This window comes from Cypionkella sp. PAMC25878 (genome assembly GCF_058135695.1).
Window position 1 is genome coordinate 3740288 of sequence record NZ_CM176871.1, and the last position, 19649, is coordinate 3759936.

At 60.4% G+C, this 19649-nt stretch carries 22 protein-coding genes and 1 tRNA gene; 17 read left to right on the forward strand and 6 right to left on the reverse strand.

What is annotated here, in order from left to right; translation table 11 throughout:
• Positions 1–54 precede the first annotated feature (54 nt).
• Both secG and pyrG read left to right on the forward strand, forming a co-directional pair.
• Positions 55–498: a preprotein translocase subunit SecG gene (gene secG, locus ACS5RD_RS18345; RefSeq protein WP_054004675.1), complete on the forward strand. Its 444-nt coding sequence runs from the start codon at positions 55–57 to the stop codon at positions 496–498.
• Positions 499–651: 153 nt separating this feature from the next.
• Entirely contained in the window at positions 652–2295 is a 1644-nt protein-coding gene (gene pyrG, locus ACS5RD_RS18350) for a CTP synthase (RefSeq protein ID WP_489928585.1), read from the forward strand.
• A 39-nt stretch (positions 2296–2334) separates the two neighbouring features.
• Here the strand turns inward: pyrG and ACS5RD_RS18355 are convergent, their stop codons facing one another.
• The 4 genes from ACS5RD_RS18355 to ACS5RD_RS18370 form a co-directional block, all read right to left on the reverse strand.
• On the reverse strand, positions 2335–2814 hold the full coding sequence (locus ACS5RD_RS18355; protein WP_489928586.1) for a hypothetical protein: 480 nt from the start codon (positions 2812–2814) through the stop codon (positions 2335–2337).
• 129 nt (positions 2815–2943) lie between these two features.
• Positions 2944–3132: a helix-turn-helix domain-containing protein gene (locus tag ACS5RD_RS18360; protein ID WP_489928587.1), complete on the reverse strand. Its 189-nt coding sequence runs from the start codon at positions 3130–3132 to the stop codon at positions 2944–2946.
• Positions 3133–3177: 45 nt separating this feature from the next.
• The gene (locus ACS5RD_RS18365) at positions 3178–3450 is read right to left on the reverse strand and encodes a helix-turn-helix domain-containing protein (protein WP_489928588.1); all 273 of its coding nucleotides are present in this window, start codon (positions 3448–3450) and stop codon (positions 3178–3180) included.
• Positions 3447–3770: a type II toxin-antitoxin system RelE/ParE family toxin gene (locus tag ACS5RD_RS18370; protein ID WP_489928589.1), complete on the reverse strand. Its 324-nt coding sequence runs from the start codon at positions 3768–3770 to the stop codon at positions 3447–3449. The genes ACS5RD_RS18365 and ACS5RD_RS18370 overlap by 4 nt, the downstream gene beginning before the upstream one ends.
• A 140-nt stretch (positions 3771–3910) precedes the next feature.
• Here ACS5RD_RS18370 and ACS5RD_RS18375 point away from each other — a divergent pair, with 140 nt between their 5' ends.
• The 15 genes from ACS5RD_RS18375 to ACS5RD_RS18445 all read left to right on the forward strand — a co-directional run bounded on the left by ACS5RD_RS18375 (position 3911) and on the right by ACS5RD_RS18445 (position 17495).
• Complete coding sequence (locus ACS5RD_RS18375) at positions 3911–4393, forward strand: hypothetical protein (protein WP_489928590.1); 483 nt, start codon at positions 3911–3913, stop codon at positions 4391–4393.
• Positions 4394–4522: 129 nt separating this feature from the next.
• Positions 4523–5299, forward strand: a complete 777-nt coding sequence (rlmJ, locus tag ACS5RD_RS18380; protein WP_489928591.1) for a 23S rRNA (adenine(2030)-N(6))-methyltransferase RlmJ — start codon at positions 4523–4525, stop codon at positions 5297–5299.
• 32 nt (positions 5300–5331) lie between these two features.
• Positions 5332–6237: a PhzF family phenazine biosynthesis protein gene (locus tag ACS5RD_RS18385; protein ID WP_489928592.1), complete on the forward strand. Its 906-nt coding sequence runs from the start codon at positions 5332–5334 to the stop codon at positions 6235–6237.
• A gap of 68 nt (positions 6238–6305) precedes the next feature.
• The gene (locus tag ACS5RD_RS18390; protein ID WP_489928593.1) at positions 6306–6743 is read left to right on the forward strand and encodes a tellurite resistance TerB family protein; all 438 of its coding nucleotides are present in this window, start codon (positions 6306–6308) and stop codon (positions 6741–6743) included.
• Positions 6740–7513, forward strand: coding sequence for a phosphate/phosphite/phosphonate ABC transporter substrate-binding protein (locus ACS5RD_RS18395; protein WP_489928594.1), 774 nt, complete (start codon positions 6740–6742; stop codon positions 7511–7513). Before ACS5RD_RS18390 ends, ACS5RD_RS18395 begins: the two co-directional genes overlap by 4 nt.
• A 101-nt stretch (positions 7514–7614) precedes the next feature.
• A complete protein-coding gene (locus ACS5RD_RS18400; RefSeq protein WP_489928595.1) occupies positions 7615–8394 on the forward strand; it encodes an ABC transporter ATP-binding protein in 780 nt (259 codons plus the stop codon).
• Positions 8395–8434: 40 nt separating this feature from the next.
• Positions 8435–9157, forward strand: a complete 723-nt coding sequence (locus tag ACS5RD_RS18405) for a transporter substrate-binding domain-containing protein (protein ID WP_054004685.1) — start codon at positions 8435–8437, stop codon at positions 9155–9157.
• Positions 9158–9218: 61 nt separating this feature from the next.
• Complete coding sequence (locus ACS5RD_RS18410; RefSeq protein WP_054004729.1) at positions 9219–10100, forward strand: ABC transporter permease; 882 nt, start codon at positions 9219–9221, stop codon at positions 10098–10100.
• Positions 10097–10924 carry an ABC transporter permease gene (locus ACS5RD_RS18415; protein ID WP_489928596.1) on the forward strand — a complete coding sequence of 276 codons (828 nt, stop codon included), beginning with the start codon at positions 10097–10099 and terminating at the stop codon, positions 10922–10924. The genes ACS5RD_RS18410 and ACS5RD_RS18415 overlap by 4 nt, the downstream gene beginning before the upstream one ends.
• Before the next feature lie 145 nt (positions 10925–11069).
• Entirely contained in the window at positions 11070–12407 is a 1338-nt protein-coding gene (locus tag ACS5RD_RS18420) for a glutamine synthetase family protein (RefSeq protein ID WP_489928597.1), read from the forward strand.
• 142 nt (positions 12408–12549) lie between these two features.
• Positions 12550–13230: a type 1 glutamine amidotransferase gene (locus ACS5RD_RS18425; protein WP_489928598.1), complete on the forward strand. Its 681-nt coding sequence runs from the start codon at positions 12550–12552 to the stop codon at positions 13228–13230.
• A gap of 48 nt (positions 13231–13278) precedes the next feature.
• On the forward strand, positions 13279–14634 hold the full coding sequence (locus ACS5RD_RS18430) for a glutamine synthetase family protein (RefSeq protein ID WP_489928599.1): 1356 nt from the start codon (positions 13279–13281) through the stop codon (positions 14632–14634).
• Between the two features lies 1 nt (position 14635).
• Entirely contained in the window at positions 14636–15937 is a 1302-nt protein-coding gene (locus ACS5RD_RS18435; RefSeq protein WP_489928600.1) for an NAD(P)/FAD-dependent oxidoreductase, read from the forward strand.
• A 179-nt stretch (positions 15938–16116) separates the two neighbouring features.
• Positions 16117–17334, forward strand: coding sequence for a DegT/DnrJ/EryC1/StrS family aminotransferase (locus ACS5RD_RS18440; RefSeq protein ID WP_489928601.1), 1218 nt, complete (start codon positions 16117–16119; stop codon positions 17332–17334).
• A gap of 86 nt (positions 17335–17420) precedes the next feature.
• A tRNA-Gly gene (locus tag ACS5RD_RS18445) sits at positions 17421–17495 on the forward strand.
• A 113-nt stretch (positions 17496–17608) separates the two neighbouring features.
• Here ACS5RD_RS18445 and ACS5RD_RS18450 read toward each other — a convergent pair.
• Complete coding sequence (locus tag ACS5RD_RS18450; protein WP_054004691.1) at positions 17609–18607, reverse strand: ABC transporter ATP-binding protein; 999 nt, start codon at positions 18605–18607, stop codon at positions 17609–17611.
• A gap of 1 nt (position 18608) precedes the next feature.
• Positions 18609–19640 (reverse strand): Gfo/Idh/MocA family protein, encoded by a 1032-nt coding sequence (locus ACS5RD_RS18455; protein ID WP_489928602.1) that lies wholly within the window; start codon positions 19638–19640, stop codon positions 18609–18611.
• Between the last annotated feature and the right edge of the window lie 9 nt (positions 19641–19649).

Below are 19649 nucleotides of genomic sequence, written 5' to 3' on the forward strand. Positions count from 1 at the left end.
CGCCTGACTGCATCCGCCTAGATAGACCGCGACCTCTTAGAAAGCCCCGCCCGTATGGAAAACGTCGTTCTCACCGTCCACCTCATCCTCGCTTTGCTGTTGATCGGCGTGGTGCTGTTGCAACGGTCGGAAGGTGGCGGCCTTGGCATGGGCTCGTCGGGGGGCGCAATCTCTGGCCGCGCGGCGGCCACGGCTTTGGGCAAAGTGACGTGGGTACTGGCTGCGATGTTCATCGTCACCTCGATCACCATGACCATCCTCGCCTCGCGCTCTGCCTCGACCGCTTCGGTGATCGACCAGATCGGTGCCGAGCAACCCGCCGTGAAAGCCCCGGCTCCGGCACTCCCCGCAGGCGGCGATCTGCTGCCACCATCCAACGATGGCACCCCGGCAGCCCCACCGGCCGCCACCGCACCCGCAGCGCCTCCGGCAACCCCGGATGCTGCGGCTCCGGCTACCCCGGCACCTGCTCCGGCAGAACCTCCGGCCTCGAACTAACACCAACTGTTGCAGCGCAACACCGCCAACCGACAGCATCTAGCGGTCGGGTTGCGCTCTCGCTTTGCTTAAGCTATTGCTCAACTCCCGTGATGCTGTGATTCCAAAGCTGCGAATCAGAGCCGTTTTAACCAAATTCACGGGGGCCCCCACATGGCACGCTATATTTTCATCACCGGCGGCGTGGTGTCCTCGCTCGGCAAAGGCCTCGCCTCCGCCGCCCTTGGCGCGCTGTTGCAAGCCCGTGGCTACACGGTGCGCCTGCGCAAACTCGACCCCTACCTGAACGTCGATCCCGGCACGATGAGCCCGTTTGAACATGGCGAGGTTTTCGTCACCGATGACGGCGCCGAAACCGACCTCGACCTCGGCCATTACGAGCGGTTCACCGGGGTGTCCGCCCGCCAGACCGACTCCATTTCCTCCGGCCGCATCTACTCCAACGTCTTGGAGAAAGAACGCCGCGGCGATTACCTTGGCAAAACCATCCAGGTCATCCCGCACGTCACCAATGAAATCAAAGACTTCCTGCGCATCGGCGACGCCGAAGTCGATTTCATGCTCTGCGAAATCGGCGGCACCGTCGGCGATATCGAAGGCTTGCCGTTCTTCGAGAGCATCCGCCAGTTCATCCACGAACGCCCGCGCGGACAATCCATCCTGATGCACCTCACCCTGCTGCCCTACCTTGCGGCCAGCGGCGAGCTGAAAACCAAACCCACCCAGCACTCGGTCAAAGAGCTGCAATCCATCGGCCTCGCCCCTGACGTGCTGGTCTGCCGCTCTGAACACCCGATCCCGGATCGCGAGCTGGAAAAGATCGCCCTGTTCTGCAACGTCCGCAAAGAACACGTCATCCCGGCCTATGATCTGAAAACCATCTACGAAGCCCCGCTTGCCTACCACCGCGCCGGCCTCGATCAAGCCGTGCTGGACGCCTTCGGCATCACCCCCGCGCCCAAGCCCAACCTCGCCCGCTGGATCGACGTGATGGACCGTCTGACCCATGCCGAAGGCCAGGTCCGCGTCGCCATCGTCGGCAAGTACACCCAGCTCGAAGACGCCTACAAATCCATCGCCGAGGCCCTCACCCACGGCGGCATGGCCAACCGCACCCGCGTCAAAGCCGAATGGATCGACGCCGAAATCTTTGAACGCGAAGACCCCGCGCCCTATCTTGAAAACTTCCACGCCATCCTCGTCCCCGGCGGCTTTGGCGAGCGCGGCACCGAAGGCAAAATCAAAGCCGCCCAGTTCGCCCGCGAAAAGAAAATCCCCTATCTCGGCATCTGCCTCGGCATGCAAATGGCGGTGATCGAAGCCGCCCGCAACCTCGCAGGTGTGGCCAACGCAGGCTCGGAAGAATTCGACGTCGAGGCCGGCGCCAAACGCTTCACCCCCGTCGTCTACCACCTGAAAGAGTGGATCCAAGGCAACCACGTCGTCGCCCGCAAAACCACCGACGACAAAGGCGGCACCATGCGGCTCGGCGCCTACACCGCCGCCCTCACCCCCGGCAGCCACGTCGCCCAAATCTACGGCACCACCACGATCGAGGAACGCCACCGCCACCGCTACGAGGTCGATGCCAAATACATCACCGAGCTGGAAAAATGCGGCCTGATCTTCAGCGGCATGAGCCCCGACGGCCGCCTGCCCGAGATCGTCGAGGTCAAAGACCACCCATGGTTCATCGGCGTGCAATTCCACCCGGAATTGAAATCCAAGCCGTTCGCGCCACATCCGTTGTTTGCGGATTTCGTGCGGGCTGCCAAGGAAGTTGAGCGGTTAGTGTGAGGGTGTGGGCTACGCACTTTTACGTGCGTAGCATTAGAGTTACTCTACGCCGTCACTTAATGGATAGTTCTTAAAAATACTCGCGGAAGGTGTCCGAATTTCGAACCAGTTATGACTGAGAACGTCGGCTTTTATTCTATCCAATGCCGCTTGGTCGGGAACCATATAGTCCCAACCAGGAAGTCCGGTATCTTTCCTAACGACCATTGCACTTAGCAAAGGTAAACCGTTTGCTTCGCAAAATCGGTAGATGTGCCGAACAGGCTTTATGGCTTGCCTTCCAGCAGTTTGATCTGAAAAACCCATTAGCTTGCCCAATTTCCCATAAGTGATAACGCCGGGACCAAGGCGTTCAAGGTCGACGCTTGAGCTAATTTCCTCTTTCGTCAGCTCCAGCTTAAATTGCACATACGCAGTCAATATTTGCCAAGCCTGCTGCGCTCTAGCATAAGTTCTTGCGCCATCTTCAAATTTTCGAAATTCCGGCATTTTAAGCTCCCGCTGATCAATATGGATCATTTGCTCAAATTAGATCAAATGATCTGAATGTTCAAGGCCTTTCTACTGTGCCGCTTCAGCACTCTTCCAAACAGTAGAGTGAGGTTCAGCCGCCAAGTTCACACAAAGTCGCGCAAAGGTTATCGAAAACTACCCCTCCCCCAAAACCCGTTGCACAATCCCCGGCTCCTTGGCGATCAGCGCCAGCAGCACCCGCGCCGGGCCGTCCGGTTTGCGCCGCCCCTGCTCCCAATTCAACAACGTCGCCTTCTTCACCCCAATCGAACGCGCAAACTCCGCCTGCGACAACCCCGTCCGCGCCGTAGGGTGGGTTTCCAACCCACCATCCACGCGCCAAGGTGGGTTAAAAAACCACCCTACCCCTCACACCATCTCCACCCGCAACCTTTTCCCCACCGCCTTCGCATACTTCCGCAAGGTCTCAACCGAGGGCGACACCCGCCCGCCCTCCAGCCGTGCAATCGCCGATTGCGTTGTGCCCATCCGCTCCGCCAAAGCCTCTTGCGTCAGCCCCGCCGCAGCCCGCGCCGAGATCATCGCCTCAATCACCGAATACTCCGCATCCGCCTCGGCATAGGCGGCCGCATATGCGGGATCAGCCATGAATTTCGCATGTAGGTCCGCCAGTTTGGTCATGTCATCCTCGATTTCATTCGGCTCAGCGCAAGGTCCATCGCCCGCTTCGGCGTCTTTTGCGCCTTCTTCTCAAACACATGCAGCACCAGCACCCGCCGCCCGGTCAGCGTCACATAAATCCCCCGCGCGATGCCTTCGCTTGCACTCACCCGCAATTCCCACAGCTTGCCGTCCAGATGCTTCACATGCGGCTCATGCATCCGCTCCAATCCATAGCCTTCAATCATCGCCAAAAGTCGCATCAGCTTGGCCCGTAGCCCATCCGGCAAAGCTTCTATCTCATCATCAACACCATCATGTGTTTCCACCGACCATTGCATTTCCGCTATATACCCTTTTCGCTATATCCAATCAAGCCCTCCCGCCAACTCTCCCGCATCATCCTTAACCAACCGCTAACGCCGACCTTGCCCGAAGCCTCCGCCACGCCTATCCTGACCTGAACAACCCCGGTGCCCATATGCCCCGCCTAGCCCTCGCCCTCGCCCTGCTCGCCACCCAAGCCGCAGCCGATCCGCTGGCGGGCAAAAGCTACATCATCCAGCTGTCCTCGACCCAATACAGCTCGGGCTATGGCGAGTATCTGTTGCCGCCCTTGGCCAAGGTGATGGCGCAATCGGGCCTGAAAGCGAAAAACGGTCCCGGCGCCGATCTGGTGGTGAATGTCGAACCCGACTCGGATGTGGGCCGTTGGGTCGGCACGGGCGCAAACCGGGTCTGGCTGTACACGATTTCCGCCACCGTCGGCATCTCGCCCGAAGCCTACGAGATCCCCTACAAAGGCACCCCGGCCTTCGGCATCACCGCCACCCTGCAAACCCCAAACCCCGATCGGCAGGATGAGATGGACTGCCTGATCACCCTCGCCGCCCGCACCGCGCTGAAGAACTACCGCCACAGCGGGATATTCAAAACCGACGGCAGTTCTTGCCTGCGGAAATAGCCGAAAACCTTAACAAATCCTTAAATCCGCCACCCCATCCCCTTGAAATCACACGACTAAAAAAGGTCCCGAGTTGGGACCTTGCGCAAATCCCCTTCCCCCGCCGAAATTCCCGCCCTATAAACCCGCATGCTCAGCTATCAACACCTGTTCCATGCCGGAAACCTCGCCGATGTCCAGAAGCACGCGCTGCTGGCCGTCATGCTCGATTACCTCACCCAAAAAGACAAACCGCTGACCTATATCGAGACTCACGCGGGCCGGGGTCTCTATGATCTGGGGGCGGATGAGGCGCTGAAAACCGGGGAGGCCGCGGCAGGCATCGCCATCGCCGAGGCGTGGTTCCCGCCCCTGCACCCCTACCGCAACCGCCTCAACGAGGTCCGCGCCAGCTACGGCCCGATGGCCTATCCCGGCTCCCCCCTGATCGCAGCCCTCTCCCTGCGTGACCAAGACACCATCCATCTGGCGGAACTGCACCCGCAAGAACACCAACACCTGCGCCACGCTCTGAACCCGTGGAGCGCACATATCTACCAGAAAGATGGCTTCGATCTCGCCCTCGCCATCACGCCCCCCACCCCGCGCCGCGGCTTGATGCTGATCGACCCCAGCTACGAGGTGAAGGCCGATTACGACGCCATCCCCAAGCACATCGCCAACATCAACCGCAAATGGAACGTCGGGATCATCGCTTTGTGGTATCCACTTTTGACCGGTGGCCCGCATGGCTCAATGCTGAAAGCCCTCGAAGCGCAGTTCCCCGATGCGCTGCGCACGGAAGTCCGCTTCCCTCCGGCGCGGGAGGGGCATCGGATGGAAGGCTCGGGCATGTTCATCCTCAATCCGCCTTACGGTCTGGCCGAAGAAGCCGCCCGGATTGAGGCGCATTTCAAGGCACTATAAAGGTCAGATTTCTCAAAGGCTGGAATCTTCAAATGCTGGAATTTCACACTCTCGATGTGTTCACCGAAACCCCATTCGCGGGCAACCCGCTCGCCGTGGTCCTCAACGCCGACACCCTGCCCCCCGCCGAAATGCAGATCATCGCGCGCGAGTTCAACCTGTCCGAGACAATCTTCGTTCAAGCGCCGCAAAACCCCGCCCACACCGCCCGCGTCCGCATCTTCTTTCCCACCGCTGAAATCCCCTTTGCGGGCCATCCCACGATCGGCTGTGCTATCCATCTCGCCTGCGCCAGACACACGGGCGATTTCGAAACCCTGATCACCCTTGAAGAAGAAGCAGGCCTCGTCCCCGTTACCGTCATCCGCCACGGCAACCATATTGAGGCCGAATTCGTAGCCCCGGTGCTGCCCTTCCCGGTGAAAACTGACCTGTCGGTTGATCTGATCGCCGCCAGCCTTGGCCTCACCTCCGCCCAGATCGGCTTTGCCAACCACCGCCCCGCCACCCATCAAGGTGGCCCGCGCTTCCTTTATGTCCCCATCGACACCCTCGCCACCCTCGGCCAAGCCATACCGCATGAGCCGCATTGGTCCGTGCTGATGGCCTTGGCGGACGTGGACAGCGCCTATCTCTATACGCCCGGCGCCGCCGCCACTGATGCGACCTGCGATTACCAAGCCCGGATGTTCTCGCCCACCGCAGGTATCGCCGAAGACCCCGCCACCGGGTCAGCCAGCGCTATTCTGGCCTCGCAGCTTTGGCGCACCGGCGTGATCCCCTTGGGCAGCACAAGCTTGACCCTACGCCAAGGCGTCGAGATGGGGCGCCCCTCCAGCATCGGCCTGACCATTGAGGCCAGCACAAAAGGCCTCATCGCCGTCCGCATCAAAGGCAGCGCAGTGCCGATCAGTTCGGGAAAAATCCGCCGCCCGTAACCGCTTCGTGCGCTTCAGGGCCAGCAACGCCACTTGGCAAGGCCAGAGCACCCGCCTATCCTGCCTGCATGTTCGCAGAAATCCTCCGCAGCCTTCTGGCTCCCGCCCCGCCCCGCATGGCCGACCCCGACGCGCGGTTGGCGCTTGCTGCCCTGTTGGTCAGGGTCGCCAAAACCGACGGGCTCTATGCCGTTGAAGAGGTTGAGCGGATTGAGAAAATCCTGATGGCCCGCAATGGCCTCGACCCGTTTGAGGCAGCCGCCCTGCGCGCCAAAGCCGAGGATTTCGAGCAGCAAGCCCCCGATACCGTCCGCTTCACCCGCGCCCTCAAAGCCGCCGTGCCCCTAGAAGATCGCGCCGGATTGGTTGAGGCCCTGTGGTCAGTTGCCCTCGCCGATGGCCAACGCGATGCATCAGAAGATCAGCAAATGCGCCTGCTCGCCAGCCTATTGGGCCTTTCGGACGTCGAATCCGCGCAAGCCCGCCAGAAAGCCGCCCGCACATGATCGCGAGCCTTGGCATGTATGACCGCCCGGAAACCGCCGCCGCCAATGATCGGCTCTGGGCCAATATCCGCGACGGTTTGCGCGCCGAAGGTATCCAAGCCCCCGACGCTTTGACCCGAGGCGAGCACGCCTACTGGGATGCGTGGCAATCGTCCGATCTGGTGTTCTCACAAACCTGCGGTTTTCCATTCCGCGCCAAATTGCACAACCACGTCACCCTGATCGGCACGCCGGATTATGGCCTGCCCGGCTGCCCGCCCGGCCATTACAACTCGGTGTTCGTTGCCCGCAAAGACGACCCGCGCAGCACCCTCAACGAATTTTCCGACGCGCCCTTCGCCTATAACGAAGACCTCAGCCAATCCGGCTGGGCAGCACCGCAAAACCACGCGGCTACCCACGGCCTGCATTTCCCGCCCAGCCTGCAAACCGACGGCCACCGACTATCTGCGCTTGCCGTGGCAGACTCCCGCGCCGACATCGCCGCGATTGATGCGCTGACATGGGAATTGTTGTCCCAATACGAGCCCTTCGCCGCCCGCCTGAAAGAAATAGCCCGCACCCAGCCGCCAACCCCGGTGCTGCCCTATATCACCGCCAAAACAAACGATGCAGCAGTTTTTTTCCGCATCACCGCAACCGCGATTGCCGCCCTCAGCGCGGCAGATAAGGCCACATTGCACCTGAAAGGCCTGATCGCGATCCCGGCCAGCGCTTATCTTGCGGTGCCTACGCCTGCCTCACCTGAACAGATTGCGCACAACCTTTAGGCAAAACGCCCAAGCACACGCCAAAATGCGCTGCAAAACCCGTTGCAATGGCACCAATTCTGCGGCCTATTCAATCACCTGCCCTCATCTAAGGCCCCCAAGTGAACGAATCTGCCGATACACCCGTCATCGCGATCCACGATTTACACAAAAGCTATGGCGCGCTTGAGGTGTTGAAAGGCGTCGATCTGATCGCCCCGCGCGGGCATGTCGTCTCGTTGATCGGCTCGTCGGGTTCTGGCAAATCCACGCTCTTGCGCTGCTGCAACCTCTTGGAAGACAGCCAACAGGGCGAGATCCGCTTTGAAGGCGAACCGGTGCGCTGGAAGGGCCAAGGGCTTGGCCGCCACCCGGCTGATCGCGCACAAGTCACAAGGATGCGCACCAATCTTTCCATGGTGTTTCAACAGTTTAACCTGTGGTCGCATATGACCATCCTGCAAAACGTCATGGAAGCCCCGGTGACGGTGATGAAGCGTGACCCTAAAGAGGTCGAAGCGAAGGCCCGCGAATACCTCGCCAAGGTTGGAATTGCCGACAAAGCCGATGCTTGGCCCGCGATGCTGTCCGGCGGCCAACAACAACGTGCCGCCATCGCCCGCGCCTTGTGCATGGAACCCCGCGCTTTGCTGTTTGACGAGCCGACCTCTGCCCTTGACCCCGAACTGGAGCAAGAGGTGATCCGTGTGATCAAGGCGCTGGCCGAGGAAGGCCGCACGATGATCCTCGTCACTCATGATATGAAGCTGGCCGCCGACGTGTCCGATCACGTCATCTTCCTGCACCTCGGAAAAATCGAAGAACAGGGCCCGCCGTCCGAGCTGTTCGGCAACCCCAAGACCGACCGTCTGCGTGGATTTCTCTCCGCAGGCGCGCATTAAGACCAAAAACACCAAACCAAAAACCAACTGGGAGACTCCAATGAAAAAACTGCTTCTCGCCACCGCCCTCATGGCCCTATCGGCAGGCTTTGCCTCGGCTGACGTGGTGCGCTTGGCCACCGAGGGCGCTTACCCTCCGTTCAACTTCATCGACGACAAGGGCGAAGTCGCGGGCTTTGAGCGCGAGTTTGGCGATGAGGTCTGCAAGCGGGCCGCGTTGGAATGTACTTGGACCACCAATGAATGGGACAGCATCATTCCCAACCTGCAATCGGGCAACTACGACGTGATCATCGCCGGCATGTCGATCACCGATGAACGCTCCAAGGTCATCACCTTCTCGGACAACTACTACCCGCCAGCCGCTTCGGCCTATCTTGCCGCCTCGGCGGATGCCGATGTGAAAACCGGCATTGTCTCGGCGCAAGTCGGCACCATCCAAGCCGCTTATGTGGCTGAATCCGGTGCCACCCTCTTGGAATTCCCCACCCCGGATGAAACCGTCGCCGCCGTGCGCAATGGTGAGGCTGCGGCTGTGTTCGCCGACAAAGACTACCTGCGTCCCTTCGCGACCGAGTCCAATGGCGCTTTGGTCTTCGTCGGCGAAGATATCTCCATCGGTGGCGGCGTCGGACTTGGTCTGCGCCAATCGGATACCGAGTTGAAAGGCAAACTCGACACCGCGATCAAAGCGATGAAAGCCGATGGTTCGCTGAACGCGTTGATTGAGAAGTATTTCGGCCCGGAAGGCTTGAAATTCTAATCACTCAAACGCCCTCCGGTGCAAATCGGGGGGCTTTTTCCGCCCCATCGGACCGATATTGATGTTCGCAGTTTGCGCCACCCCCAAAGCGATTGAGGGCCTGACTTGGGCCATGTGCTACCTGACCTCGGGCAAGCACCTTGATTTCTATTGGTCTTTTGTCACCGTGCTGCTGCTGCTGGCGATCACCGCCCCGGTCGCGATGGCCTTGGGCTTTGGTGGGGCGATGGCCGCGCGCAGCCAGATCGCGCCGCTGCGTTGGATCGGCAAAGCCTATACCGCGATGGTGCGCGGCGTGCCCGACATCGTGTATTTCCTGTTCTTCGTGATCGCGCTGGACCAAGGCATCGAATACCTCAACCACCTGCGCGTCTGTGAAGATCTGTCGCAACCAGTGTTCCGAGGCCTCGAATTCCACGTCTGCGCCGAAGCCAAAGTCCCCCCCGCGACCGCATCACCCTTCATGTTCCAAGCCTACAGCTTTGGCCTTGCGGTGATCACCTTCGCCATCGTGTTCGGTGCCTTCGTCGCCAATGTAATATATGGCGCGATGCAGGCCGTGCCCCATGCCCAGCTGGAAACCGCCGAGGCCTACGGGATGTCGCACGGCCAAGTCTTCCGCCGCGTGCTGGTGCCACAAATGTGGACCTACGCGCTGCCGGGCCTGACCAACCTGTGGATGATCCTGATCAAAGCCACGCCGTTGCTGTTCCTGCTCTCGGTCAAGGATATCGTCTACTACGCCCGCGAGCTGGGCGGCACCAAGACCCAAGCCTATGACTACCCGCACGCCGATTGGCGGCTGTATTACTTCCTTGGCCTGTTGGTGTTCTATCTTCTGATGACCAAGCTCTCGGAAATCGTGCTGACCCGCATCTCCAACCGCCTGTCCAAAGGCCAAGCCACCGCCGCAGGCGAAGCCATGCGAAAGGCCGCGATATGAGCTGCTGGGAAACCTTCACCGACTACGCGCTGCGCTCGATCGGTATCGGTGCAAAGCTGTTGCCGAAGACCGATTTCACCATTTGCCAACAATTCACTCTGATCGGCTCCGGCCTGATCTGGAACGTCTATTTCGGCGCTTTGGCGCTGCTGTTCGGCTTCTTCCTCGCCAATGCCCTCGCCTTGGCCCGCATCGCCCACAACCCCTTCATCCGCAAACCCGCCGAATGGTTCGTCTTCGTCTTCCGCGGCTCGCCCCTGTTCATCCAGTTCTTCCTCGCCTACGAAATGCTCGTGATGCTGCCGCGCACGGGTATCGAGATATTCGGCCTGACCCTAACCTCATCCTGGCTGACCAAAGCTTGGGCGGGTGCGCTGATCGTGTTGTTCCTCAACACCGCCGCCTATTCCGCCGAGATTTTCTACGGCGCCCTGCGTTCCATTCCCAAGGGCGACCTAGAGGCGGCGGAAGCCTATGGCATCACCGGTTTCGCCAAATTCCGTCGCATCCAATGGCCGACCATGCTGCGCCTCGCTTGGCCCAGTTACACCAACGAGGCGATTTTCCTGTTTCAGTCTACGACGTTGGTGTTTTTCTCGGGCTTCCCCGCGCTCAGCCAACAGGGCGACGCGCTCTACTACGCCAATTACTTCGCCGACAAAACCTTCAACCCGTTCATCCCTTATCCCATCGTCGCCTTCTACTTCGTGTTGCTGACCTTGGCGGTGATCTGGCTGTTTGGCCGCATCAATGCTCATCTCAACCGCCACCTGCCGCAAAACATCCGCAACAGAATTCGCTTGCGTCCTCAGCTTATCCGATAGTAACCTACATTTGATCAAATTGCGGGACTGCTATCGTGGCAGCCGCCGGGATCACAAAAAAGGATAGGATCAAGGGCATGATCTGATCTGTCCGCTGGCCATTGCGGCAAGTGTGGGCGGCTTCGTGCCTTCCTGATGTGTAATGATGAAAGACTGGCTGAGAAAGCATCCTGACGTGCGCACGATTCGTGTGGCGGCGGTGGATTTGAATGGGCAAGCCCGGGGCAAACGCGTGCCTGCGCGCTTTGCCGACAACGTGGTCAAGAACGGCACGCGCTTCCCGTTTTCCGTGCTGAACCTCGACATCTGGGGCGAAGATATTGACGACAGCCCGCTGGTGTTCGAACAGGGCGACCAAGACGGCATCCTGAAGCCGACCGAGCGCGGCTTCATGCCGATGCCATGGCTGGAAGCCCCCACCGCTTTGCTGCCGATCTGGATGTTCCGCGAAAACGGCACCCCCTATGAAGGCGATCCCCGCCACGCCCTGCGCGCTGTGGTGGATCGGTTCAAAGCCCGGGGCCTGACCCCGGTTTGCGCGATCGAGTTGGAATTCTTCCTGATCGACGATAGCGGCAAAACCCTGCAAGCCCCCGCCTCACCGCGTTCCGGCAAGGTGCGAAAAGCCGCAGAAACCCTGTCAATCCGGGCACTTGACGCTTTTGACACTTTCTTCACCGACCTCTACGACGCCTGTGAAGCGATGGACATTCCCGCCGACACCACAACCTCGGAAACCGGCTTGGGTCAGTTCGAGGTCAACCTGATGCACTGCGACGACGCCCTGCGCGCCGCCGACGATGCATGGTTGTTCAAGATGCTGGTCAAGGGCTTGGCGCGCCGCCACGGCTTTGCGGCCTCGTTCATGGCAAAGCCCTACCCCGAATATTCCGGCTCCGGCCTGCACACCCATTTCAGCGTGATCGATGAAAAGGGCGACAACGTTTTCGACAGCGGTGGCCCGAAAGGCACCGCAATGATGAAAAACGCCGTCGCAGGCTGTCTCAATGCAATGCACGATTCCACGCTGATTTTCGCGCCGCACCAGAACTCGTATGAGCGTCTGGTACCGGGCAAACACGCCCCCACTGCCATCGCTTGGGGCTATGAAAACCGCACCGCCGCGATCCGCATCCCGGCAGGCAACCCCGCCGCGCGCCGCATCGAACACCGCGTCGCGGGCGGCGATGTGAACCCCTATCTGATGCTCGCCGCGATCTTGGGTGCGGCGTTGGACGGCATCGAGAATCAGATGGAGCCGCCCAGCCCGATTGTCGGCAACGCTTACGCCGTTGAAGGCCTTGCGCAGATCCCGACCAGTTGGGAAGCCGCGATTGACGCGATGGAGCAATCCGAAATCGTCGCGCGCTTCATCCACCCCGAGCTGATCAAGAACCTGATCTCGACCAAACGGCAAGAGCATCACTACATCGGCGAACTCACCGACGCCGAGCGCATCGAGCTTTACCTCGACACGGTCTAAGCCGGAATTCGCGCGAATTCCGTCCACGATTTCCGCGCGGAAATCGCCTTGCTCCTAGCGTTTGATCAAACCCTTTCAGCATCCCCCTTGACCGACCGGGGGGGTGCTGCGCTACCCTCGCCTTACCTAACGTGGACAGCACATGCTTATCGGAATCCTGCAAACCGGCCTTGCCCCTGACGCGCTTGTCGAAACCTCCGGCGACTACCCGGATATGTTCGCGCGCCTGCTGGCGGGAAACGGCTTTAGCTTCCGCACTTACCGCGTGGTTGAGGGTGAATTTCCGGCCTCGGTTAAAGAGTGCGAAGGCTGGCTGATCACCGGCTCACGCCACGGCGCCTATGAAGATCATGCTTGGATTCCGCCATTGGAGGTCTTCATCCGAGATGTCTACGCCGCCCATGTCCCGATGGTTGGTATCTGCTTTGGCCACCAGATCATCGCCCAAGCGATGGGCGGCAAGGTCGAACGTTACGCAGGCGGATGGGCTGTCGGTGCCACCGATTACGATTTCAACGGCCAGCACCTCACGCTGAACGCGTGGCACCGTGACCAAGTCACCGAAAAGCCCGCCAATGCCACGGTTCTGGCAACAAACGATTTTTGCACCAACGCAGCACTCATCTATGATGATCGGATGCTGACCGTGCAAGCCCATCCTGAATTTCGCCCTGAATTCATTGATGGATTAATGCAAACTCGGGGCAAAGGTCTGGTCCCCGACGAGGTCATGGCGGCAGCCGCAGACCGGCTGTCAGACCCGATGCAAGACCAGACGATGGCGGCGCAGATCGCTGCTTTCTTCAAGGCCAAAAGACCCTAAGTCCCCAGCCTCGCCGGGGAATAACCCGACAACCAACAGTGTGAAAAAATGTCCAAATGGACCGACCAACTGCCAGAGGCAGCCCGCAACTACATCGGTGACCGCCGGGTGGATGAAGTCGAATGTGTGATCGGTGACATCGCAGGCGTGGCGCGCGGCAAAGCGATGCCAGCGGCGAAATTCGCCTATCAAGCCAACTACTTCCTGCCCAATTCGATCTTCCTGCAAACCATCACCGGCGAGTGGGCCGACAACCCGTTCGACGCTTTCACCGAGCCGGATATGATTCTGGAGCCCGATTTCACCACCGCCACCGCCGCCCCCTGGACAGCCGATGTGACGCTGCAAGTCATCCACGACGCCAAGGACCAAGACGGCAACCTCGTGCCCTTCGCGCCGCGCAACGTGCTGCGCCGGATCATGGACCTGTATGCCGCGCAAGGCTGGACCCCGGTTGTGGCACCCGAGATGGAGTTTTTCCTGACCGCCCGCAACATCGACCCCAACCAGCCAGTGATCCCGCCGATGGGCCGCTCGGGCCGCAGGGCTGCGGGCAAGCAAGCCTATAGCCTCTCGGCGATTGACGAATACGGCAAGGTGATCGACGACATCTATGACTTCGCCGAGGCGCAAGGTTTAGAGATTGATGGCATCCTGCAAGAAGGCGGCGCGGGCCAGATCGAGCTCAACCTCGCCCACGGTGACCCGATCCGTCTGGCCGATGATGTGTTTTTCTTCAAGCGCCTGATCCGCGAAGCCGCCCTGCGCCACGATTGTTTCGCCACTTTCATGGCCAAACCCATCGCAGGCGAACCGGGCTCGGCGATGCATATCCACACTTCGGTGGTCGATAGCAAAACCGGCAAGAACATCTTTTCCGACAAAAAGGGCGGCGAGACAGAACATTTCCTGCATTTCATCGCCGGGATGCAGAACCACCTGACCGGGGCCATCGCTTTGCTGGCCCCCTATGTGAACAGCTATCGCCGCTATGTGCCGGATTTTGCAGCCCCGATTAACCTTGAATGGGGCCGCGACAACCGCACCACAGGTATCCGCATCCCGATCAGCAGCCCCGCTGGCCGTCGCGTCGAAAACCGCCTGCCGGGGATGGATTGCAACCCCTACCTTGGCATCGCCGCCACCTTGGCCTGCGGCTATCTTGGCCTGATGGAAAAGAAAAACCCGCGCCCGGAATTCTCCGGTTCCGCCTATATCGACAGCGACGATATTCCGGTCAACCTGGGCGATGCGCTTGACCTGTTGGAAGAAGACAAAGCTTTGTGCGAGGTGATGGGCCCAGAATTCGTCGCGGTTTACGATTCTGTAAAGCGCAATGAATACAAAGAGTTCCTGCAAGTCATCAGCCCTTGGGAACGCGAACACCTGCTGTTGAACGTGTAAGATGAACCTTCTGCACGCCAATGATCAGACGGGGGCCTACCCCCCGTCTTACTACGCCGCCACCCGCACCAATCTCGCCCCTTTCCCGCCCCTGCAAGGCGAGACCCGCGCCGACGTTTGCATCGTCGGCGGCGGCTATACCGGCCTGTCCGCAGCGCTGCATCTGGCCGAAAAGGGCTATGATGTGCTGCTGCTGGAAGCCCATAAACTCGGCTTCGGCGCCTCAGGGCGCAATGGCGGGCAAGTCGGCTCCGGCCAGCGCCAAGATCAGGATTGGATCGAGAAGGCAGTGGGGGGGCAAGCCGCCCATAAACTATGGGATTTAGCTGAAGAATCAAAGGATTTGGTGAAAAACCTCATCCAAACGCATAACATGCCCGTCAGCTTCCACTCCGGCATCGCCCACGCCTGTTGGACAGAGGCACAGGTCCGCGACAGCCATGCCTATGCCGAAAAACTTTACCGTGACTACGGCTACAACCACCTAGAACCGCTGGACCGCGCAGGCATCCAAGCCCTGATCGGCTCCAAGGTCTACAAAGGCGGCGAGATCGACCATGACGCGGGCCACCTGCACCCGTTGAACTACGCGCTTGGCCTTGCCGCTGCCGCCGCCAAATCCGGCGCGCGGTTGCACGAACTCTCGGAAGTCACCCAGATCGACCACGGCGCGCAGCCCGTTGTTCACACCGCCCAAGGCCGTGTTCACGCCAAACAGTTAATCCTTGCGGGCAACGGCTATCTCGGCAATCTCGCGCCGAAAGTCGCGGCAAAAGTCATGCCGATCAACAACTTCATCCTCGCCACCGAACCCTTGGGCGACCTTGCCAAAGACATCCTGTCGCAACCCATAGCCGTCGCCGACACCAAATTCGTCGTCAACTATTGGCGTCTGTCGGAAGACAACCGCCTGCTGTTTGGCGGTGGTGAATCCTATGGCTATCGCTTCCCCGACCTGATCAAAACCGTGTCGAAACCGATGCTTCAGGTCTATCCGCAACTCAAAGGCACCAAGATCGACTACGCTTGGGGCGGCACCCTCGCCATCACCATGAACCGGATGCCCTGCTTCACCCGGCCCTATCCCAACACCCTCTCCGCCTCTGGCTATTCCGGTCACGGCGTCGCGATGGCCACCCTTGCGGGTAAAATCCTCGCCGAAGCTACCGCAGCGCAATCCGAGCGTTTCGATCTGATGGCCAGCCTGCCGCAACCGCGCTTCCCCGGCGGTGCGGCTTTGCGCTGGCCGATGCTGGTGCTGGCGATGACGTGGTATAGCATGCGCGACCGCCTCGGCCTATAAGCGATTTCATCTCCAAAGACCGCCCCCCGCAGCGGGGCTGTGTTGCCAAGTCTCTGTTGCAAAGCAAAATCTGCCTGACAAATAGGCGGATTTCGCCCGAAGCCCGCGATTGTCACTAGCCTGTCACAGACCTTACGTTTAAAGCTTTCCTGAAGAAGAGTTTAAGGAAAGCTGTGATCATGGCTGCTGACGGACAAACCCGCGCCCCGCAAACCTACGACGCCGAACCGATCCCGGAAGCCGCACGCGCCGAGATTGAACGGCTGCTCAGCTCGGGCGACCTGTTCCGCTACACCGCCGCCGAAGGCGCGCCGGTAGCCCTGTTGGAACAGGAATTTGCCGACCTTCTGGGCAGCAAATACGCCCTCGCCGTCGCCTCGTGTTCCGCCGCCCTATTCCTTGCAATCAAAGCGCTGGACCTGCCGCGCGGCGCAAACATCCTGATCCCCGCCTTCACCTTCGCCGCCGTCCCCTCTGCCGTCGTCCATGCCGATTGCACCCCGGTTCTGGTTGAGGTTGGCGAGAATTACCGCGTCGATATGGTGGATTTCGCCGCCAAACTTGACGATGCAGCCGCCGTTCTGATCAGCCACATGCGCGGCCATACCAGCGATATGGACGCGATCATGGCCCTCTGCGATGCCAAGCGCATCCCGGTGATCGAAGACGCCGCCCACTCTTTGGGCACCACTTGGAACGGCAAGAATATCGGCACCATTGGCAAGGTCGGTTGCTTCAGCTTCCAATCCTACAAGCTGGTCAACGCAGGCGAAGGTGGCATCCTGATCACCGATGATCCCGAGATTGCCGCCCGCTGCGTGATCATGTCGGGCGCCTATGAGCAGAACTGGAAGAAGCATCCCGGCATGCAGAACAGCTACATGCTGTGGCAAAACAAGTTGCCGCTCTACAACATGCGGATGCAGAACCTCTCCGCCGCCGTGATCCGCCCGCAACTGCCCGAAGTCGCCACCCGCGTCGCCAAGGGCCGCGCTGGGCATGACCGAGTCGCGGACCAGCTGAACGCCAGCCCGTTCCTGACCGTGCCACCCGCCCTGCCGCCTGAACAGCGCGCGCCCGACTCGATCCAGTTTAACCTCGGCGGGGATTGGACCGACGCGCAGGCTTTCGCCTTCCAAGCCCATGCCAAACAGCGCGGCGTCTCGGTGCAGATCTTTGGTCTGACCGAAGGCAATGCCCGCGCGTTCTGGAACTGGGAATTCCTTGGCCCCGCCCCCGATCTGCCGCAGACCCGTGCGATGTTGATGCGCGCCTGCGACGTCCGCCTGCCAACCCGGCTGACCGAGGCTGAACTCGATTACATCGCCGAGGCGCTGATCCATGCCGCCGCGACGGTGAAAGCCCCGGCCAAAACCGCCGCCATCGCCTCCGCGTAACCGCCACAGATAAATCCGCGCGGCGACTGCATTTTTCCCCTTGCAGCCGCCGCGCCGCTCGCTTATCTCACCGCCATCCGACGGTTGCGGGCGTAGCTCAGGGGTAGAGCATAACCTTGCCAAGGTTAGGGTCGTGAGTTCGAATCTCATCGCCCGCTCCATCGGAAATCCAAAAACCTGCATGAAAAAAGCGCCCTTTCGGGCGCTTTTTGCTGTCTTGATATAAGGTTCCACGCCGCCCCGGCCTTGAGCCGGGGCGGCGTGGAGGGTTGCCTCACCGCATCCGCAAACCGCCCGCATCAAACCGGAACGCCCGTGGCGCGTCAGGGGTCAGATACACCGCTTCATCCACCGCGAAATCCTGCTCGCCAAACTGCCGCACCGTCAGCAGGCCATGCGGTTCCGCGCGCACATAGATCAGCGTCTCGCTGCCCAGCTTTTCGACATGGCTGATCCGCCCGGCAATCACCCCTGCATCGCGTGAGATTGCCAGATGCTCGGGCCGTACACCCACCGTCTCGCCCTGCTCGCCCAAAGCCTGCGCCTTCAGGAAGTTCATCTTCGGGCTGCCGATAAAGCCCGCCACGAAAGCATTGTCGGGATCGTTATAGAGATCCATCGGCCGCCCAACTTGTTCGACCCGCCCCGCATTCAGCACCACGATCTTATCGGCCAAGGTCATCGCCTCGACCTGATCATGCGTCACATAGACCATGGTGGCCTTCAACTCGCGGTGCAGCCGCGCAATCTCGATCCGCGTGTTCACCCGCAACGCCGCATCCAAATTCGACAACGGCTCGTCGAACAGGAACAGCTTCGGCGTGCGCACAATCGCGCGGCCAATCGCCACCCGCTGGCGCTGCCCGCCCGACAACTCGGCAGGGCGGCGATCCAGCAGCGCATCCAGCGACAGCATGCCACTCGCCCGCGCCACACTTTGCGCCACCTGCGCCGCCGTTGACCCCGCCTGCTTCAGCCCCAGCCCCATATTGTCGCGCACCGTCAGATGCGGGTAAAGCGCGTAGGATTGGAACACCATGGCGATCTCGCGCTTGCTGGGCGGGGTGTTGTTCACCGAAACCCCGTCGATTTTGATCTCACCTCCGCTGGAGTCCTCCAGCCCCGCGATGATCCGCAGCAGCGTCGATTTCCCACAGCCCGAGGGGCCGACGAACACGCAGAACTCGCCGTCTTCCACCGTCAAATTGACGCCCTTGATTACGTCTGTCGCACCAAAGCTTTTGGTAACATTGGAAAGGGTCAGATTGCCCATTTCAGGCTCCTAGCTTGACAGGTTGGCCGGATCGCACGCTTTCGTCCGCCGCAAGGCAGATCGCCAAAGATTGCACCGCGTCATTCATATGCCGGGTCAGATCGAGGTTTTCATTGATCGCGCGGGCAACGTAAGCGGCCTCACGGTCACACAACTCTTGATGCCCCGGCTCGTCCGCCATCGAAATATCGGTGTCCCCCGTTGCCACCTTATGCACCCGCAACAGCGAGGTTTTGGTGTGGGTGTCGATATCGTCCGAGCGCGCAGACTCCGGCATCCTGATCGAAACCGCGCCATTCGGGCTGACCACATCTTTGACGAAAAACGCCGTGTCCGACATCATCGGGCCCCAACCCGCCTCATACCATCCCAGCGAGCCATCAGCGAAAATCACCTGAAAATGCCCGTAGTTATACATATCTGGCGCGATATCCTGCGACAGCCGCAGCCCCATGCCGCGCACCTCAACAGGCTGCGCATCGGTGATCTGGCACATCACATCGACATAATGCACGCCGCAATCGACAATCGGCGGCGTGGTCTGCATCAGCGCCTTGTGCACCTCCCATGTCGGGCCCGAGGATTGCTGATTGAGGTTGAGACGGAACACATACGGCCCGCCCAACGCCCGCGCCTCGGCGATCAGCCGGATCCAACTCGGATGATGCCGCAGGATGTAGCCGACCACCACCTTGCGCCCCGTCTCAACCGCCATCGCCTGCACCCGCCGCGCGTCGGCCACGGTGGTGGCCAGCGGTTTTTCGACAAACACATCCGCCCCCGCAGCCATAGCCGCACAAGCATACTCGGCGTGACTGTCGGAATAGGTCGCCACACAAACCAGATCGGGCTTTAGTGCCGCCAAAGCCTGCGCATAATCGGTCAGCAGCGGATAGCCCTGCAACTCGGCAGGCAGATCGACCTTCGAGCGGTTCACCAACCCGATAATCTCAAACGCCGGGTCGTTGTGATAGGCAAGCGCATGGCTGCGGCCCATATTGCCGAGGCCCGCGACGAGAACTTTGATGGTCATTGAACAGGT

Excerpts from the sequence above, each read along its gene's own strand:
- secG (WP_054004675.1), top strand. The coding sequence starts at position 55 with ATGGAAAACGTCGTTCTCACCGTCCACCTCATCCTCGCTTTGCTGTTG.
- pyrG (WP_489928585.1), top strand. The coding sequence starts at position 652 with ATGGCACGCTATATTTTCATCACCGGCGGCGTGGTGTCCTCGCTCGGC.
- ACS5RD_RS18355 (WP_489928586.1), bottom strand. The coding sequence starts at position 2,814 with ATGATCCATATTGATCAGCGGGAGCTTAAAATGCCGGAATTTCGAAAA.
- ACS5RD_RS18365 (WP_489928588.1), bottom strand. The coding sequence starts at position 3,450 with ATGACCAAACTGGCGGACCTACATGCGAAATTCATGGCTGATCCCGCA.
- ACS5RD_RS18370 (WP_489928589.1), bottom strand. The coding sequence starts at position 3,770 with ATGCAATGGTCGGTGGAAACACATGATGGTGTTGATGATGAGATAGAA.
- ACS5RD_RS18375 (WP_489928590.1), top strand. The coding sequence starts at position 3,911 with ATGCCCCGCCTAGCCCTCGCCCTCGCCCTGCTCGCCACCCAAGCCGCA.
- rlmJ (WP_489928591.1), top strand. The coding sequence starts at position 4,523 with ATGCTCAGCTATCAACACCTGTTCCATGCCGGAAACCTCGCCGATGTC.
- ACS5RD_RS18385 (WP_489928592.1), top strand. The coding sequence starts at position 5,332 with ATGCTGGAATTTCACACTCTCGATGTGTTCACCGAAACCCCATTCGCG.
- ACS5RD_RS18390 (WP_489928593.1), top strand. The coding sequence starts at position 6,306 with ATGTTCGCAGAAATCCTCCGCAGCCTTCTGGCTCCCGCCCCGCCCCGC.
- ACS5RD_RS18395 (WP_489928594.1), top strand. The coding sequence starts at position 6,740 with ATGATCGCGAGCCTTGGCATGTATGACCGCCCGGAAACCGCCGCCGCC.
- ACS5RD_RS18405 (WP_054004685.1), top strand. The coding sequence starts at position 8,435 with ATGAAAAAACTGCTTCTCGCCACCGCCCTCATGGCCCTATCGGCAGGC.
- ACS5RD_RS18410 (WP_054004729.1), top strand. The coding sequence starts at position 9,219 with ATGTTCGCAGTTTGCGCCACCCCCAAAGCGATTGAGGGCCTGACTTGG.
- ACS5RD_RS18415 (WP_489928596.1), top strand. The coding sequence starts at position 10,097 with ATGAGCTGCTGGGAAACCTTCACCGACTACGCGCTGCGCTCGATCGGT.
- ACS5RD_RS18420 (WP_489928597.1), top strand. The coding sequence starts at position 11,070 with ATGAAAGACTGGCTGAGAAAGCATCCTGACGTGCGCACGATTCGTGTG.
- ACS5RD_RS18425 (WP_489928598.1), top strand. The coding sequence starts at position 12,550 with ATGCTTATCGGAATCCTGCAAACCGGCCTTGCCCCTGACGCGCTTGTC.
- ACS5RD_RS18430 (WP_489928599.1), top strand. The coding sequence starts at position 13,279 with ATGTCCAAATGGACCGACCAACTGCCAGAGGCAGCCCGCAACTACATC.
- ACS5RD_RS18435 (WP_489928600.1), top strand. The coding sequence starts at position 14,636 with ATGAACCTTCTGCACGCCAATGATCAGACGGGGGCCTACCCCCCGTCT.
- ACS5RD_RS18440 (WP_489928601.1), top strand. The coding sequence starts at position 16,117 with ATGGCTGCTGACGGACAAACCCGCGCCCCGCAAACCTACGACGCCGAA.
- ACS5RD_RS18450 (WP_054004691.1), bottom strand. The coding sequence starts at position 18,607 with ATGGGCAATCTGACCCTTTCCAATGTTACCAAAAGCTTTGGTGCGACA.
- ACS5RD_RS18455 (WP_489928602.1), bottom strand. The coding sequence starts at position 19,640 with ATGACCATCAAAGTTCTCGTCGCGGGCCTCGGCAATATGGGCCGCAGC.